This is a genomic window from Pantoea sp. BJFS-204, assembly GCF_049310725.1.
Taxonomy (GTDB): Bacteria; Pseudomonadota; Gammaproteobacteria; order Enterobacterales; family Enterobacteriaceae; genus Pantoea; species Pantoea agglomerans.
Window position 1 is genome coordinate 51,331 of sequence record NZ_JBMOWE010000006.1, and the last position, 15,495, is coordinate 66,825.

Genomic DNA, 15,495 nt, shown 5'->3' on the forward strand with positions numbered 1-15,495 from the left:
TATCATTTGCAGCTTATGAACAGTCGCCGGGTTTGACAACCGGCCCTTTTCACTCTTGCTAGCGCCGCCACACTTTGCCGTAAAATCGCCGCGTCATAGCTGCCAGCGCCGATGAAATCCTCGACGTGGCGCACACTCTGCGGCAGTCAGCCGCGGCTTTTTGCGCTTTTGTGCAGCATCGCACTGGCCTTTGTGGTGGTTGTCAGAAAACCGTTGAATCGGGCCTGACGATCTCAACATCCGCACAATGATCCATCGTTAGCCTCCTATCTATATTTCCTTAAGCGGGAAATCTCAGCGTTATTCCTGAAAAAAACCTCGTGGCGCAACCTGCCGCTTTTTAAGGAATTCAGCTCATGCTTAAAGACCAAACGACTCACCGGACGTCTCATGTGCGCATCTGGATCCTCTGCCTGATCCTCTTTCTGTCGGTCGTGGCTTATGCCGACCGTTCGATCCTCTCGATCTCCGGATCGGCGATCAAAGAGGAGTTCGGCCTGTCAGCGATCCAGCTGGGATTGATCCTCTCTGCCTTCAGCTGGGCCTACGTTATTGGTCAGATCCCCGGCGGGCTGTTTCTTGACCGCTTCGGGGCTAAAAAAGTGTATGGCGTCACGCTGGCGCTCTGGTCAGTCTCGACGCTGGCGATGGGATTCGTTGGCGAGTTCTCCAGCGGCATGACCGGCGCGCTGATGCTGATGTTTGGTCTGCGCTTTATGCTGGGATTGATCGAGGCACCCAGCTTTCCCGCCAATGCGCGCGTGGTGATTATGTGGTTCCCTGGCGCAGAGCGGGGACGGGCTTCATCGCTGTTCAGCTCGGCGCAATATTTTGCCGTCGCCATCTTCTCGCCGCTGTCAGGCTGGCTGGTGTCGCGCTTTGGCTGGGAGTGGCCGTTCTTTGTGCTGGGCGGCATCGGCCTGCTGGCGGTGTTTGTCTGGGCTGCCTGGATGCGCGAGCCGCGCAATCACCCTGGCGTGTCAGAGAGTGAACTGCGCCACATCGTCGACGGTGGTGCGCTGGTGGATATCGACTCGGCGCAGACGCTGAAAGCGCGGCCACCGGTCAGTAAAGCGATGTTCAGAAAGCTGCTCACTAATCGCATGCTCTGGTGCGCCTATCTCGGTCAGTACTGCATCATCGCGCTCAGCTACTTCTTTATTACCTGGTTTCCGATCTATCTGGTGCAGGCGCGCGGCATGAACATCATGGAGGCGGGCTTCGCCACCGTGGCTCCGGCGCTGTTTGGTTTTCTGGGCGGGATCAGCGGCGGCTATCTGTCAGACAAGTTAATCGCCCGGGGCTGGAGCGTCTCCTGGGCGCGTAAAACGCCCTATATCGTCGGCATGCTGATGGCGTCCAGCCTGGTGCTGGCGGCGATTATTCCCGGTAACGGCGGCATTATCGCCATTATGTCCTTCGCCTTTTTCGGTAAAGGCATCGCGGCCGGTGCAGGCACCTGGACGGTGATCAGCGACACCGCACCTAAAGAGGCGGTGGGCCTGGCCGGCTCCATTTTTAACGGCATCGGCAATATTGCCGGTTTCACCACGCCGCTGCTGTTCGGCATCATCGTCGGTCTGACCGGCAGCTACAGCATCGGGCTGGCGTTTGTGGCGGCACACTGCGTGGTAGCGGCGCTGCTGTTCCTGCTGGTGATGGGACCGATTGAACGCGTCGGTGAAGAGAGCGATCGCCCGGCATCCTATAACAATCAGGAGAAAGAAGATGGCATTAAAGCAATGTAAGGTGCTGATCAGAGGGAAATTCCTGCCGCCGCAGCTGATAGAGAACATTGAAAAGACGTTCACCGCGTTCCGGCTGTGGGAGGCGGAAGATGAGGCAGCCTTTCTGGCTGAGCAGGGCGCAGATATCGACATGCTGGTCACCAGCGGCAACGCGGTGATGGGCGCACCGGCCGCGCTGATCGCCGCGCTGCCAAACCTGAAAGCGATCTGCAGTAACGGCGTCGGTTATGACAGCATTGATACGGAAGCCGCCCGGTCGCGCGGCATTGTGGTGACCAACACGCCGGAGGTGCTCAATGATTGCGTCGCCGATCTGGGGATGGCGCTGCTGCTGGATGTGGCGCGCCGCATCAGCGAGGCCGATCGCTTCACACGCGCCGGTCACTGGACGCAGGGCCGCTTTCCGCTGAGCAGCAAAATCGGTGGCAAGGTGTGCGGTATCGTCGGGCTGGGCAATATCGGTCAGGCGGTGGCAAGGCGCGCGCAGGCGTTTGATATGGCGATTCACTATTACAATCCGCGTTCACGCCCCGATGTGCCCTACACCCGTCATGAGAGCCTGGTGGCGCTGGCGCAGCAGGCCGATTTCCTGGTGCTGACCCTGCCGGGCGGTGCCGCGACGCGCCACATTATCAATGCGGAAGTGCTGCAGGCGCTGGGACCGCAGGGCTATCTGATTAACATTGCGCGCGGCAGCGTGGTGGATCAGCAGGCGCTGGTGGATGCGCTGGAAACCGGGCAGATCGCCGGTGCCGGGCTTGATGTGTTTGAACAGGAGCCGCAGGTGCCTGACGCACTGCGCCAGCGCGACAATGTGGTGATCACGCCGCATATCGCCAGCAGTACCCGCGAAACCATGGCGGCGATGGCTGACCTGGTCTTTGAGAATATGCTGGCGTTTGCCCGTGGTGAGCCGGTGCTGACCCGGGTAGTGTAACCACCGCGGCGTCTTAACCCCCTGCTGAAACGGGGGCGAGGCAGGACGCCTCTCCTCTGACCACTCACCAGACCCTCACCTTCGCACAAAACAGCCTGAAGAAAATTTGTCCGGCTGCCGATATCACCTTACCACCCGCTGATATTAAAGAGTGATAGCGTGATAAAGCTGATTACCATTGATGAATTGCGCCCAGGGATGTTTATCCACAAGCTGGAGGTCTGGTGGATAAAAGACCAGCGCATTCATAATGAGATGCTGATCACCGATCCCCGACAAATCGCCATGCTTCGCACTGAAGGGATCCGCCAGCTCTGGATCGACCTCGATCGATCGGTGCAGGCGCCGATCGCCTCCACGGTCGCGAAGAGAACCATTGGCCGCACCCCGTTTTTCCAGGAACTGGATCAGGCACAGCAGATCTTTTTGCAGGGCAAACCGAAAGTGCTGGCGATGTTCAACGAAGCGCGGCTGGGTAACGGCCTGAAGCTTGATTATATGATGGATCTGGTGGATGAAATCGCCGGATCGATCACGCGTGAACCCTCCGCCATGCTGAGCGTGGCGCGACTGAAAAATCATGATGACTACACCTATCTGCACTCCATGGCGGTCTGCGGGCTGATGATTGCGCTGGGTAAAAAACTTGGACTGGATGAGCAGGAGCTGCGTCGGGTGGGCATGGGCGGTTTACTGCATGATGTCGGCAAAGCGGCCGTGCCGCTGGCGATCCTGAATAAAGCGGGCAAGCTGACTGAAGAGGAGTTCAGGGTGATGCGTGAGCATCCGGTGGTCGGTGCGCAGATGCTGATAGAAGCCGACGCCGATGACGATCTGCTCGATATCACCCTGCATCATCATGAGAAATATGATGGCAGCGGCTATCCGCACCGCCTGAAAGGCGAGGCGATTTCGCTCTACGCCCGCATGGCGGCGGTGTGCGATGTCTATGATGCCGTGACCTCGACCCGCTCCTATCGCAACGGCTGGACACCCGCCGAGGCGATGCACCAGATGCTGAGCTGGCGCGGACATTTCGACCCTGGCTTGCTGCACTCCTTCGTGCGGACCATCGGCATCTATCCGGTGGGATCGCTGGTGCGTCTGGCCTCCGGCCGGGTGGCGCTGGTGGTGAAAGCGGGCGAAAAATCGCTGATGCGTCCCTGCGTGCATGTCTTCTGGTCACTGCACGCCCAGCGTGAAGTGAAACCGGAAGAGCTCGACCTCGGCGACAGCTTCTGCACCGACAGCATTGTGGGCGCAGAGGACAGCACGCTGTGGGGTAACGTCGATCTCAATCGTATATGGGCGCTGGAAGTCGCCTGATTTTTGGCCATTTTTACACTATTTTTACGCCCGCCCGCTGCATTTTAACCCCTTCTTTATACGCCTCCGCGCAAGCTAAGCCATAAATCCAATCCTCTGGAGGTTCCTGTGAGCGTGGGCGTAATAACCGGCATTGTGCTGGTGGTGTTGTTACTGGGCTATCTGATCTATGCCCTGTTAAATGCGGAGGCCTTCTGATGGCGGCCAATGCTTTTTTACTCATCGCATTCTATCTGCTACTGCTGATGGTGCTGGCGCAGCCGCTCGGACGGGGTCTGGCGTCGTTAGTGGCTGACAAGCCGGTGTTTGCCCGCCTGGAAGCGCCGCTGTGGCGACTGCTGGGCGCACAACAATCGGACATGCGCTGGCCGCACTACCTGCTGGCGATTCTGCTGTTTAATGCGCTGGGTTTCGTGGTGCTGCTGGCAATATTGCTGATGCAGGGCGCGCTGCCGCTGAATCCGCAGCAGCTGCCTGGCCTGAGCTGGCATCTGGCGCTGAACACCGCCGTGAGCTTCGTCACCAACACCAACTGGCAATCCTACAGCGGCGAAAGCACCCTGAGCTATTTCAGTCAGATGGTGGGCCTGACGGTGCAGAATTTCCTCTCAGCCGCGACCGGTATCGCCGTGGCGTTTGCATTGATCCGTGGCTTCGCTAATCGCAGCTCTGCGACCTTGGGTAACGCCTGGCGCGACCTGACGCGCATCACGCTCTATGTCTTACTGCCTATCAGCCTGCTGATGGCGCTGTTCTTTGTCAGCCAGGGCAGCATCCAGAACTTCGCGCCTTATCACAGTTTCTCCACGCTGGAAGGCGTGCAGCAGACGCTGTCGATGGGACCGGTAGCGTCGCAGGAAGCGATCAAAATGCTGGGCACCAACGGTGGCGGCTTCTTTAACGCCAACTCCTCCCATCCGTTTGAAAACCCGACGGTGCTGACTAACCTGGTGCAGATGCTGAGCATCTTCCTGATCCCGGCGGCGCTCTGCTTCGCGTTTGGCGAAAGCGTGCGTGACCGTCGTCAGGGCCACATGCTGCTGTGGGCGATGACGCTGATGTTTGTGGCGGCGGTATCGGTCGTCATGTGGGCCGAACTACAGGGCAACCCGCACTTCCTCCAGCTGGGTGCTGACAGCGCCATCAACATGGAAGGTAAAGAGACGCGCTTTGGCATTCTTAACAGCAGCCTGTTCGCGGTCATCACCACCGCCGCCTCCTGCGGTGCGGTGAATGCCATGCACGACTCCTTTACCGCGCTGGGCGGCATGGTGCCGATGTGGCTGATGCAGCTGGGCGAAGTGGTGTTTGGCGGCGTCGGTGCCGGTCTCTACGGCATGCTGCTGTTTGTGCTGCTGGCGGTGTTTATCGCCGGGCTGATGATCGGTCGTACCCCGGAATTCCTCGGTAAAAAAATCGATGTCTGGGAGATGAAGATGACCGCGCTGGCGATTCTGGTCACACCGGCGCTGGTGCTGATCGGTACCGCACTGGCGATGATGACCGACGCCGGGCGCAGTGCCATGGCCAATCCCGGCATTCACGGCTTCAGCGAAGTGCTCTACGCCGTCTCCTCGGCGGCCAACAACAACGGCAGCGCCTTTGCCGGCCTGAGTGCTAACACGCCGTTCTGGAACCTGCTACTGGCTGCCTGCATGCTGCTGGGCCGCTTCGGCATCATCATTCCGGTGATGGCAATTGCCGGTGCGATGGCGGTGAAAAAAGTGCAGCCGGTGGGTAACGGCACGCTGCCAACCCACGGTCCGCTGTTTATCGGACTGCTGATCGGCACGGTGCTGCTGGTGGGTGCACTGACCTTTATTCCTGCTCTGGCGCTGGGCCCGGTGGCTGAGCATCTGCAACTTGTTCAGGGACAATCCTCATGAGTCGTCAACAACAGGCGTTATTTGACGCAGCATTGCTGCGTACCTCGGCCTGGGATGCAGTGAAAAAGCTCGATCCCCGGGTGCAGTTCCGTAACCCGGTGATGTTTGTGGTCTACCTCGGCAGTATTCTGACCTCGCTGCTGGCGCTGGCGATGCTGACCGGCCGGATCAGCGGCAGCGCCAGCTTTACCGGTGCGATTGCGGTCTGGCTCTGGTTCACCGTGCTGTTCGCCAACCTGGCGGAGGCGCTGGCAGAAGGGCGCAGTAAGGCCCAGGCCAGCAGCCTGAAAGGGGTGAAAAAGACCAGCTTTGCCAAAAAACTCTCAGCGGCGCGCTATGGCGCCGAGTGGCAGCAGGTCAGTGCCGATGAGCTGCGCAAAGGCGATGCCGTGCTGGTGGAAGCGGGCGACATCATCCCCTGCGACGGTGAAGTGATGGAAGGCGGTGCCTCGGTGGATGAGAGCGCCATTACCGGTGAGTCCGCACCGGTGATCCGCGAGTCGGGCGGTGACTTCGCCTCCGTCACCGGCGGGACCCGCATTCTCTCTGACTGGCTGGTGATCACCTGTAGCGCCAACCCGGGCGAAACCTTCCTTGACCGGATGATCGCCATGGTGGAAGGCGCGAAACGCCGTAAAACCCCGAATGAGATCGCTCTGACCATCCTGCTGGTGTCACTGACCATCGTGTTCCTGCTGGCGACCGTGACACTCTGGCCGTTCTCGGCATGGGGCGGAACGCCGGTCAGCATCACGGTGCTGGTGGCGCTGCTGGTCTGTCTGATCCCGACCACCATCGGCGGCTTACTGTCGGCGATTGGCGTGGCGGGGATGAGCCGGATGCTGGGTGCTAACGTCATTGCGACCAGCGGGCGTGCGGTGGAAGCCGCGGGCGATGTGGATGTGCTGATGCTGGACAAAACCGGCACCATCACGCTGGGTAACCGTCAGGCGACCCAGTTCCTGCCCGCGCCGGGCGTCAGCGAAGAGCAACTGGCCGACGCCGCACAGCTCGCCTCGCTGGCCGATGAGACGCCGGAAGGGCGCAGCATCGTGGTGCTGGCAAAACAGCGATTTAATCTGCGTGAGCGCGATCTCAGCAGCATGGGTGCCAGCTTTATTCCGTTCTCTGCGCAGACCCGCATGAGCGGCGTGAACGTGCAGGATCGACTGATCCGCAAAGGCGCGGTCGATGCGGTTCGTCGCCACATCGAAGCGAACCATGGCCGTTTCCCGGCCGAGGTCAATGCGCAGGTGGAAGAGGTGGCACGCAGTGGCGGCACGCCGCTGGTGGTGTCAGAGGGCGCGAACGTGCTGGGCGTGGTGGCGCTGAAAGATATCGTCAAAGGTGGCATCAAAGAGCGCTTTGCCGAACTGCGCAAAATGGGTATCAAAACGGTGATGATCACCGGCGATAACCCGCTGACGGCCGCAGCGATTGCTGCGGAAGCGGGCGTGGATGACTTCCTGTCAGAGGCCACGCCGGAAGCCAAGCTGGCGCTGATCCGCCAGTATCAGGCGGAAGGGCGTTTAGTGGCGATGACCGGCGACGGCACCAATGATGCGCCTGCACTGGCGCAGGCGGATGTGGCGGTGGCGATGAACTCCGGTACCCAGGCGGCGAAAGAGGCGGGCAACATGGTCGATCTCGACTCGAACCCGACCAAGCTGCTTGAAGTGGTGCATATCGGTAAACAGATGCTGATGACGCGCGGTTCGCTGACCACCTTCAGTATCGCCAACGACGTGGCGAAATATTTCGCCATCATTCCGGCGGCGTTTGCGGCGACCTATCCGCAGCTCAACATGCTTAACGTGATGCATCTTCACTCGCCAGCCAGTGCGATTCTGTCGGCGGTGATCTTTAACGCCCTGGTGATTGTCTTCCTGATCCCGCTGGCCCTGAAAGGCGTCAGCTACCGCCCACTGAGCGCTGCTGCGCTGCTGCGCCGCAACCTGCTGATTTACGGTCTGGGTGGCCTGCTGGTGCCGTTTGTCGGCATCAAAGCGATCGATCTGCTGTTAGTGTTTTCAGGCATGGCCTGAGGAGAGAAAAATGAGTCAGTTACGTCCGGCAATTTTACTGTTGTTGCTGCTTACGCTTGTTACCGGCGTGGTTTATCCTTTGCTCACCACCGGTCTGGCGCAGTGGCTGTTTCCGTCCCAGTCCAGCGGCTCGCTGCTGGAGGAGGATGGCGTGGCGCGCGGGTCGGCGCTGATTGGCCAGAACTTTACCCAGCCCAACTATTTCTGGGGCCGCCCTTCAGCCAGTGGTGATAAACCTTATAATCCGCTGGCCTCAGGGGGCAGCAATCTGGCCGCCAGCAACCCGGCGCTGGACAAAGCGGTAGCCGATCGCGTCGCTGCGCTGCGGGCCGCGAATCCGCAGGCACCTGCCGCCGTCCCGGTTGAACTGGTCACCGCGTCAGCCAGCGGGCTGGACCCGGATATTTCGCCACAGGCCGCCCTTTGGCAGGCACCGCGTATCGCCGCCAGCCGCCAGTTGCCGTTGCCGCAGGTCGAGGCGCTGATAGATAAGATGACGCATCGTCCGCTGATGCCATTCCTCGGCACACCGACCCTCAATGTGTTGCAGCTGAATATGGCGCTCAACGAACTGTAATGGTGTTAAGGAAGCGATGAACCACGAACCCCAGCGTCCCGATCCCGACGCGCTGCTGCAGGCTAACCGCGAAAGTCATCGCGGGCAGCTGAAAATTTACTTTGGTGCCTGTGCGGGCGTGGGTAAAACCTATGCCATGCTGCAGGAGGCACAGCGGCTGCGCGCGCAGGGTCTGGATGTCTTAATCGGCGTGGTAGAGACCCATGACCGGCCGGAAACCGCACAGCTGCTGACAGGGTTAACTCTGCTGCCGCGTCGCGCAACCGGCCGCTCGCGTCATGCGGAGTTTGATCTCGATGCCGCGCTGGCTCGCCATCCGGCGGTGATCCTGATGGATGAGCTGGCGCACACCAACGTGCAGGGCTCGCGCCATCCCAAGCGCTGGCAGGATATTGAGGAGCTGCTGGAAGCGGGCATCGATGTACTGACCACCGTCAACGTACAGCATCTTGAGAGCCTCAACGATGTGGTGGGCGGCGTCACCGGCATTCAGGTGCGCGAAACCGTGCCCGATCCCTTTTTCGACAGCGCCGACGAAGTGGTACTGGTCGATCTGCCGCCCGACGATCTGCGGCAGCGGCTGAAAGAGGGCAAAGTCTATATTGGCGACCGCGCGGAACGCGCCATCGAAAACTTTTTCCGCAAAGGTAACCTGTTCGCCCTGCGTGAGCTGGCCCTGCGTCGTACCGCCGATCGGGTGGATGATCAGATGCGCGCCTGGCGCGATCAGCAGGGACGGGAGCGCGTCTGGCACACTCGCGACGCCATTCTGCTCTGCATTGGCGACGACAGCGGCAGTGAAAAGCTGGTGCGCACCGCCGCCCGACTGGCGGCACGGCTTGGGAGTGAATGGCATGCGGTCTATGTCGAAACGCCCCGGCTGCACCGGCTGCCGGAAGCGCGGCGAAGGGCGATTCTGCGCACGTTACAGCTGGCGCAGGAGCTGGGCGCGGAAACCGCGACTCTCTCTGAGCCGGATGAAGCCGAAGCGGTACTGGGTTACGCCCGCGCGCACAATCTGGGCAAAATTGTCACCGGTCGTCGCCCGCTGCGGCGCTGGCGGCGTGACAGCTTTGCCGAACGGCTCGGCCAGCTGGGGCCGGATCTCGATCTGCTGGTGGTGGCGCTGGATGAGCCGCTGAAGGATGCGCCGCATCCGCTGCCGGATGGCCGCGTCACCAGCGAAAAATGGCGTATTCAGCTGCGCGGCGTAATGATGGCGCTGGTGCTCTGTATTCTTGTAACCGCCGCCGGGCAGTCGGTGCTGATCGGTTTCGATCCCGCCAACTGCGTGATGATCTATCTGCTGGCGGTGGTGATCGTGGCGCTGCGCTATGGCCGCTGGCCGTCGGTGATCGCCACGGTGATGAATATCGTCGCCTTTGACCTCTTCTTTGTTGCCCCCACCGGCACGGTGGCGGTCTCCGATCTGCAATATCTGGTCACCTTTGGCGTGATGCTGGCGGTAGGCGTAATCGTCGGCAATCTCACGGCAGGCGTGCGTTATCAGGCGCGGGTGGCGCGCTACCGCGAGCAGCGGGCGCGCCAGCTCTATGAGATGGCGAAATCGCTGGGCAGTGCGTTAACGCCGCAGGATATCGCCGCCACCAGCCAGCGGGTGCTGGATGCCACGTTACAGGCGCGCTGCCTGCTGCTGCTACCGGATGAACAGGGCGAACTGCAACCGGTGGGCGATGCGTTACCGGCCAGCGAGCCGGATCGCGCGATTGCTAAATGGAGTTACAGCAAAGGCCAGCCTGCGGGTGCGGGCACTGATACCTTACCGGCGGTGCCTTATCAGATCCTGCCGCTGAAAAGTGGCGCGCACTGCCGGGGTTTGCTGGTGGTGGAGCCGCAGAACCTGCGTCAGCTGATGATCCCCGAGCAGCAGCGGCTGGTGGAAACCTTTACGGTGCTGATTGCTAACGCACTGGAACGGATGGCGCTGTCGCATAGCGAGGCGGCGTCCCGGCTCTCGGCGGAGCGTGAACAGCTGCGCAATGCGCTGCTGTCGGCGCTGTCCCACGACCTGCGCACCCCACTGACCGTGCTGTTTGGTCAGGCGGAAATGCTGATGCTCGACCTGGCCAGCGACAACTCAAAATATGTGCCGCAGGCCAGTCAGATCCGCGAGCAGACGCTGAGCACCATCCGGCTGGTGAGCAACATGCTGGATATGGCGCGCATTCAGTCGGGCGGCCTCAACCTGCGTGAGGAGTGGCTGGCGCTGGAAGAGGTGGTCGGCGGAGCGCTGAGCAGCATGGCACCATCACTGAAAGGGCATGAGGTCCGGCTCGATCTGCCGGACGACATCGTGCTGATCAAAGGCGACAGCACGCTGCTGGAGCGGGTCTTCACCAACCTGATTGAGAACAGCCTGAAGTATGCCGGTAACAGCGCACCACGCGGCATTCGCGCCTGGCGTGCGGCGTCACGGCTGGAGATCTCGGTCTGGGATAGCGGACCGGGCATTGCCGAAGACGATTTAAGCCGGATATTCGATAAATTCTGGCGGGGCGACAAAGAGTCGGCGGTGCCGGGCGTCGGGCTGGGTCTGGCAATCTGTAAAACCATTATCGAGAGCCACGGCGGTCAGATCTGGGCAGAGAACAGGGCCGAAGGTGGCGCGGCATTTCGTCTCTCGCTGCCGCTGCCGCCGATCCCTGAAATTTCTGACGAAGGGCTGAAATAACTTCACAGTTGATCGGTTATACTCCCGGACCTGTTTGATTATTCGTGGGATTGTATGGAACGTTTTACCGAAAACCTGATGTATGCATCGCGCTGGTTGCTGGCCCCGGTTTACATTGGACTTTCGCTGGGATTGCTGGCGCTGACCATTAAATTTTTCCAGGAAATTTTCCACCTGCTGCCCAACATTTTCAGCATTGCGGAAAACGATCTGATCCTGCTGCTGCTGTCGCTGGTGGATATGACGCTGGTTGGCGGCCTGCTGGTGATGGTGATGCTGTCGGGTTATGAGAATTTCATCTCTAAGCTCGATATCGACGAAGATAAAGAGAAGCTGAGCTGGCTGGGCAAGATGGACTCCGGCTCGCTGAAAAACAAAGTCGCTGCCTCCATTGTCGCCATCTCCTCGATCCACCTGCTGCGGGTGTTTATGGAAGCGCGCAACGTCGAAAACGACAAGCTGATGTGGTACGTGATTATCCACCTGACCTTTGTGCTCTCCGCCTTTGTGATGGGCTGGCTGGATCAGATGTCGCGCAGCGATAAAAAACCGAAGTAACCTCTCTGGCGGCCCGCTGAGGCGGGCGCCTGCTTTACCCTTTCCGCTCTGTTCCCCCTGAACGACCCGCTGGCTGTGAGGCCGGACGCGTGCCCGCCAGCTGCGGCATCACCTCTTTGATCATGGCAAAAAAGTGTTGCAGCCTGGCCGGGTAGTAACTCGCCCAGGGATAGGTCAGCCACACCGGCAGCGGCGGTGCCTGCCACGCAGGCATCAGCTGAACCAGGCCGCCATCCGCCAGATCTTCCTGCACTGCCCATGAGGAGACGATCGCGGCTCCCATCCCAGCCAGTGCCGCTTTGCGCACCGCATATAAACTGTCGCTGCTCAGCCGGGGCGTAATCGCCAGGTTTACCGGCTGGCCGTCGTCAATCTTCTGCAACACCACTTCGTTACGGTAAAAACTGGTCAGTGCCAGCCACGGCAGGTCGCGCAGCTGTTCAACCCGCTCTATCGGCGGCTGCTGCGCCAGCAGGTGCGGGGCGGCCACCACAATACGTGGCACTTCTGCCAGCAGTATCGCCACCACCGAAGGATCGGTTGGCGCACCGACCTGAATGGCGCAGTCCACATTCTCTGCCATAAAGTCGGGCGTGCGGTCATTCAGCATCCACTCAATATTGAGCCGGGGGTAGCGGTGCAGATAGTCCACCAGCGGGGCGATCAGCTGATCCTGACCAAAGGCGTGTGGGGCGCGAACCCGCAGCGTACCGACCGGGTCATCGCTGGCCCCGGTCAGCTCATCTTCCAGCGCATGCCAGGTCGCCAGCAGCTGCCGCGCCTGGGCGTAGCAGCGCTCGCCATCATCGGTAAGCTTCAGCGCATGGGTGGTGCGCAGGATAAGTTTGAGGCCCAGCCGCTGCTCCAGGCTCTGCAGTCGGCGGCTGACGGTGGGTTGTGTCGTGCCGAGCTGCGCGGCGGCGGCGGATAAGCTGCCGCTCTCCACAATACGGATAAAAGTCTGCATCAGATCGATGCGATCGCTGCTGTTAGGATTGTTCATACGCACCATGTATAACGGTTTTGCCTGATGTCAGTCTACCGCGTATAACCGCAATGCGCTTTAATGGCAGGACGAAATGATGAGGATTACAGCATGTCAGCCATACAGACCCAGACTCAAAATGAACCGCTCTCTGCGCCGCTGGTGTTTACCCTGGCCGCCGGTGCCGGACTCAGCGTCGCGTCGATCTACTACAGCCAGCCGATGCTGGATATCATCAGCAAGCAGTTTAACGCTGGCATCGGCGCGGTCGGCATGGTGCCGATGCTGACCCAGGCCGGCTATGCGCTGGGCATCCTGCTGCTGGCTCCGCTGGGCGATCGTCATGACCGGCGCACCATTATCTTTATCAAAGGCTTAATGCTGGTGGCGGCGCTGCTGCTGTGTGGTTTTTCCGGTGGACTCAGCGCGCTGCTGATTGCCAGTTTTATCACCGGCCTGACCGCCACGGTGGCGCAGGATATTGTACCCGCTTCGGCGGCGCTGGCGCCGGAACGCAGCCGGGGTAAAACAGTCGGCACGGTGATGACCGGGCTGCTGGTGGGCATCCTGCTGTCGCGGGTGGTCAGCGGGGTGGTGGCAGAGTATTTCGGCTGGCGCACCATGTATATGATTGCCGCGCTGGCGGTGCTGCTGATTACGCTGACGCTGTGGCGGATACTGCCGCGTTTCGCGCCAGGCACCTCGGTGAGCTATCCGCGCCTGTTGCTGTCGCTGGTGCACCTGTGGCGTCACCATCAGACGCTGCGTCGTGCCGCACTGGCTCAGGGGCTGTTGTCAGTGGGTTTTAGCGCCTTCTGGTCGACGCTGGCGTTAATGCTCAGCGACCGCTTTCATCTGGACAGTGCTGTGGCCGGGGCGTTTGGTTTAGCCGGTGCGGCGGGTGCCATGGCGGCACCGCTGGCGGGCAGTTTTGCTGACCGCATCGGTCCGGCAAGGGTCACGCAGGCTGGCGCCGCGCTGGTGACAATCTCCTTTGCGCTGATGTTTCTGCTGCCGCTGCTGCCGATGCCGGCCCAGCTGGCGCTGATTGTCCTCTGCACCATCGGCTTCGATTTAGGGGTGCAGGCCACCCTGGTGGCGCATCAGACGCTGGTCTATGGCCTGGCGCCGGAAGCACGCAGCCGCCTGAATGCGCTGCTGTTTACCGTGGTGTTTATCGGTATGGCCACCGGTGCGGCGCTGGGAAGTCTGGCGCTGGCACACTGGGGCTGGAATGGCGTGGTTGCGCTCTCGACCTTAGCCGGTGCAGCCGCGCTGGCGGTCCGCTTCGCCAGTCGACACCTGAAAAACTGACACCTCGCCCGTCAAAAAATGTGCCAGGCTTATTCATAAACCCGAAATAATCTGGAGTGTTATGAACTTTTTAGCCTGGACAGCAGCGACGGGCGGCCTTCTGCTGCTGATGTCGCTGGCTTCCGGTTGGATTCACCGGGGGCCAGTCACCTCATTTGGTCTGTTCCTTATCGCGGGCATGCTGTGCGGCCCGTGGGGATTTGATGTTATCCACATCGATATTGTTACCCATTCCGAAGCCGTGGCGCACATCACTGAAATCACCATGGCTGCCTCGCTGTTCATCACCGGCCTCAAGCTGCGTCAGCCGCTGCAAAATAACTGCTGGCACACCGGGCTGAAACTGGCTTTTCCCGCCATGCTGCTGACCGTGGCCGCGATGACCCTGCTGTCGCACTTCCTGGTGGGATTAGACTGGCCGATTGCACTGGCGTTTGGTGCTATTGTTGCGCCGACCGATCCGGTGCTGGCGAGCTTAATCTCGGTCAACGATGCGCAGGATGATGACTCGCTGCGCGTGGCAATCTCCAGCGAAGCGGGTATGAATGATGGTTCCGCGCTGCCGCTGCTGATGCTGGCGCTGCTGCTGTTTAATGGCGAAAGCCTGAGCGTGGCGATGCTGGGGCACTGGGGTGCGGTCGAGGTGCTCTGGGCAATTGGCGGCGGTCTGATCATCGGTTTCGTGCTGGGGCAGTTGATTGGCCTGCTGGCGACCCGACTGCGCAATGCCAATGGCGATGTGGCACCCAATGATTTCCTGGCGCTGGCGCTGATTGCGCTGAGTTATTCACTGGTGGAGTGGCTGGGTGCCTCCGGCTTCCTGGCTGCCTTCGCCGCCGGGCTGGGATTACGCCGTGCTGAGATGGGCGTATTCCGTCGCCATCAGCCGGACGATCTCTCTGACGACGAGCGCGTGCTGCCCTCTGAAGCACTGGTGAACCCTAACAAACGCCTGGCGCATCAGGGCGACAACAATATGGTGAAGTCGATAGGGTTTGTGGTAGGCGACGCCCTCTCTTTTGGCGATACTATTGAACGTTTACTGGCGGCTGGCATGATGGTGGTGCTGGGCGTGACGCTGGCGCAACACTGGAACATCTACGGCGTGCTGATTGGCCTGGTGCTGTTTGTGGTAGTGCGGCCACTGGCCGTCTGGCTGGTGACGCTGCGCGCCGGACTGCCGCTGGGGCAGCGTCTGCTGATTGGCTGGCTGGGCATCCGCGGGATTGGCAGTCTGAACTACATCGCCTATGCCTGGACGCACGGTATGGAAGGCCCGCAGATGGAAATTATGACCAATATGGCGTTAACGCTGGTGGTCTGCAGCGTGGTGGTCCACGGCACCACCGTGTCGCCGCTGCTGAACTGGCGTCAGAAACGCCTTGAAGCCCTTCAGCGTAAGGTTTAACCCGAACTAACAGGAGTTA

Annotated in this window: 12 protein-coding genes; 11 read left to right on the top strand and 1 reads right to left on the bottom strand. The window is 60.6% G+C overall.

Annotated features, from left to right (window positions below; translation table 11 throughout):
• The first annotated feature begins 356 nt into the window (after window positions 1–356).
• The 9 genes from ACO6VX_RS16540 to ACO6VX_RS16580 all read left to right on the top strand — a co-directional run bounded on the left by ACO6VX_RS16540 (window position 357) and on the right by ACO6VX_RS16580 (window position 11,769).
• Window positions 357–1,748: an MFS transporter gene (locus ACO6VX_RS16540; RefSeq protein WP_033759126.1), complete on the top strand. Its 1,392-nt coding sequence runs from the start codon at window positions 357–359 to the stop codon at window positions 1,746–1,748.
• Window positions 1,729–2,685 carry a 2-hydroxyacid dehydrogenase gene (locus ACO6VX_RS16545; protein WP_022623978.1) on the top strand — a complete coding sequence of 319 codons (957 nt, stop codon included), beginning with the start codon at window positions 1,729–1,731 and terminating at the stop codon, window positions 2,683–2,685. The genes ACO6VX_RS16540 and ACO6VX_RS16545 overlap by 20 nt, the downstream gene beginning before the upstream one ends.
• A 159-nt stretch (window positions 2,686–2,844) precedes the next feature.
• Window positions 2,845–4,011, top strand: coding sequence for an HD-GYP domain-containing protein (locus ACO6VX_RS16550; RefSeq protein ID WP_010671493.1), 1,167 nt, complete (start codon window positions 2,845–2,847; stop codon window positions 4,009–4,011).
• A 108-nt stretch (window positions 4,012–4,119) separates the two neighbouring features.
• Complete coding sequence (kdpF, locus tag ACO6VX_RS16555) at window positions 4,120–4,209, top strand: K(+)-transporting ATPase subunit F (RefSeq protein WP_010253443.1); 90 nt, start codon at window positions 4,120–4,122, stop codon at window positions 4,207–4,209.
• Window positions 4,209–5,897, top strand: a complete 1,689-nt coding sequence (gene kdpA / locus ACO6VX_RS16560) for a potassium-transporting ATPase subunit KdpA (RefSeq protein ID WP_010253440.1) — start codon at window positions 4,209–4,211, stop codon at window positions 5,895–5,897. The genes kdpF and kdpA overlap by 1 nt, the downstream gene beginning before the upstream one ends.
• Window positions 5,894–7,942 carry a potassium-transporting ATPase subunit KdpB gene (kdpB, locus tag ACO6VX_RS16565; protein WP_010671495.1) on the top strand — a complete coding sequence of 683 codons (2,049 nt, stop codon included), beginning with the start codon at window positions 5,894–5,896 and terminating at the stop codon, window positions 7,940–7,942. Before kdpA ends, kdpB begins: the two co-directional genes overlap by 4 nt.
• 10 nt (window positions 7,943–7,952) lie before the next feature.
• A complete protein-coding gene (gene kdpC, locus ACO6VX_RS16570; protein ID WP_022623980.1) occupies window positions 7,953–8,519 on the top strand; it encodes a potassium-transporting ATPase subunit KdpC in 567 nt (188 codons plus the stop codon).
• Window positions 8,520–8,535: 16 nt separating this feature from the next.
• The gene (gene kdpD / locus ACO6VX_RS16575) at window positions 8,536–11,211 is read left to right on the top strand and encodes a two-component system sensor histidine kinase KdpD (protein WP_422458230.1); all 2,676 of its coding nucleotides are present in this window, start codon (window positions 8,536–8,538) and stop codon (window positions 11,209–11,211) included.
• Window positions 11,212–11,265: 54 nt separating this feature from the next.
• Window positions 11,266–11,769, top strand: coding sequence for a TIGR00645 family protein (locus tag ACO6VX_RS16580; protein ID WP_010253431.1), 504 nt, complete (start codon window positions 11,266–11,268; stop codon window positions 11,767–11,769).
• Between the two features lie 34 nt (window positions 11,770–11,803).
• Here the strand turns inward: ACO6VX_RS16580 and ACO6VX_RS16585 are convergent, their stop codons facing one another.
• The gene (locus tag ACO6VX_RS16585) at window positions 11,804–12,772 is read right to left on the bottom strand and encodes a LysR family transcriptional regulator (protein WP_052270753.1); all 969 of its coding nucleotides are present in this window, start codon (window positions 12,770–12,772) and stop codon (window positions 11,804–11,806) included.
• 93 nt (window positions 12,773–12,865) lie between these two features.
• Between ACO6VX_RS16585 and ACO6VX_RS16590 the strand changes: the two genes are divergently transcribed.
• Window positions 12,866–14,068: an MFS transporter gene (locus ACO6VX_RS16590; RefSeq protein WP_122889840.1), complete on the top strand. Its 1,203-nt coding sequence runs from the start codon at window positions 12,866–12,868 to the stop codon at window positions 14,066–14,068.
• A gap of 61 nt (window positions 14,069–14,129) precedes the next feature.
• On the top strand, window positions 14,130–15,476 hold the full coding sequence (locus ACO6VX_RS16595) for a cation:proton antiporter (protein WP_010253425.1): 1,347 nt from the start codon (window positions 14,130–14,132) through the stop codon (window positions 15,474–15,476).
• Window positions 15,477–15,495: the final 19 nt, after the last annotated feature.